General features: G+C 36.0%; 1 protein-coding gene. It reads left to right on the forward strand.

Going from position 1 to position 1,468, the window contains the following annotated elements:
- Window positions 1–355 precede the first annotated feature (355 nt).
- Window positions 356–1,429 carry an IS110 family RNA-guided transposase gene (locus HW347_RS20550; RefSeq protein ID WP_214613595.1) on the forward strand — a complete coding sequence of 358 codons (1,074 nt, stop codon included), beginning with the start codon at window positions 356–358 and terminating at the stop codon, window positions 1,427–1,429.
- Window positions 1,430–1,468 lie beyond the last annotated feature (39 nt).

Here is a 1,468-nt window from a genome sequence, read left to right on the forward strand (position 1 = left end):
TGGGCTCGTATGTTTGTTTCTTAAGTTGAAGATAAGATATTTAGAACAATGAATTAGTTTAAAGGAAGAGTGATTTCGTGGTTGGGCTAGATACTAAAAAGAGATATCGTCGCTTAGGTTTACGCTCTTGCCAAGCTAATGCTTTAAAGCATTAGCTTGGATACTTAATAACAGGCTTAAATAGGAGGGACAGCGAGGTCTCGGCTAGATACATTTAGATGATATCGTTTCATAGGTTTTCCGCCCTTCTATAATTTTCTTAGAATCTGAACAGTACCTAGATCCTAAAAGTGTAGAGATCGAATCAAATGCGAGCAAAGATGCTAAAGAGAATTCTAGCTTTAAAAAATAGGATATGGAAAAGCGTTTAAAACAAAGTTTAGGTATCGATGTTTCTAAGTTGAATTTGTCATTGTCATTAGGTTTTCTGAGTGAACGGCTAGTTAAGGAATTTAAGTCTCATGCAGATGTTTCTAATGATGTTTCTGGTTACAAAGAGCTTTTAAAATGGTTAAGCAAATCTGTTGATAGTAATGTTGAGTTGTTGGTTGTTATGGAAGCTACAGGGGTTTACCATCAGGGTATTGCTCATTATTTACATAAACAGGGTTACGCTGTTTGTATAATGCAGTCAGGTCGTGTAAAGCGTTATGCCCAGAGTTTGGATCAACGATCAAAGACTGATGCTTTAGACAGTAAAATGCTAAGCATGCTTGGTCTTGAACGGTCTATTCGCCTTTGGCGACCACCCAGTAAAGAACTACAACAATTAAAAGCATTGAGCAGAGAGCGAAGTTCTTTGTTAAAGGATAGAACAATAGAGAATAATCGCCAAGGAGCTATTGAATCGAGTGTTTATATCAATTCTAAAGCCTTAAAAAGGCATAAGAATAGACTGAAACTTTTCAATAGTCAGATAGAACTAATAGAACAAGAAATGCAAGAACTTACCTCTAAAAATGAGGTATTGAAAAGGAAGATTGGTTTTATGACAAGCATTCCTGGTATTTCCTATATTTCTGCGGCTACAGTTATTGGAGAGACCTTAGGTTTTGAATCGATAGTGAACGCAAAACAATTGACGAGCTATGCCGGTTACGATGTTGTATTGCGTGAATCTGGTAATTTTAAAGGAAAAACAAGAATCAGTAAAAAAGGAAACAGTCATATTCGTGCAGCTTTACATATGCCATCGATGACCTGTGTTCGTTGCAATCCAACATTAAAACAATTCTATAATCGACTAAAGCCAAAAAAGGCAAAACCATTAGTGGCCTTGGTAGCGGTTCAAAGAAAGTTGTTGATATTGATGTACACCCTATGGAAAAATGAGGAAGTTTACGATGCAAATTTTGAAATTAAAAAGCAGCAAAAGCATGAAGCCCTTGCTGCGCGGGATAACAAATTGATGACTCAACTTGTTTCCTGAAATTTTAAAGAAAAAACTTGTTTTTTAACACAGTACCTA

This window comes from Zobellia barbeyronii (assembly GCF_018603515.1).
GTDB classification, from domain to species: domain Bacteria; phylum Bacteroidota; class Bacteroidia; order Flavobacteriales; family Flavobacteriaceae; genus Zobellia; species Zobellia barbeyronii.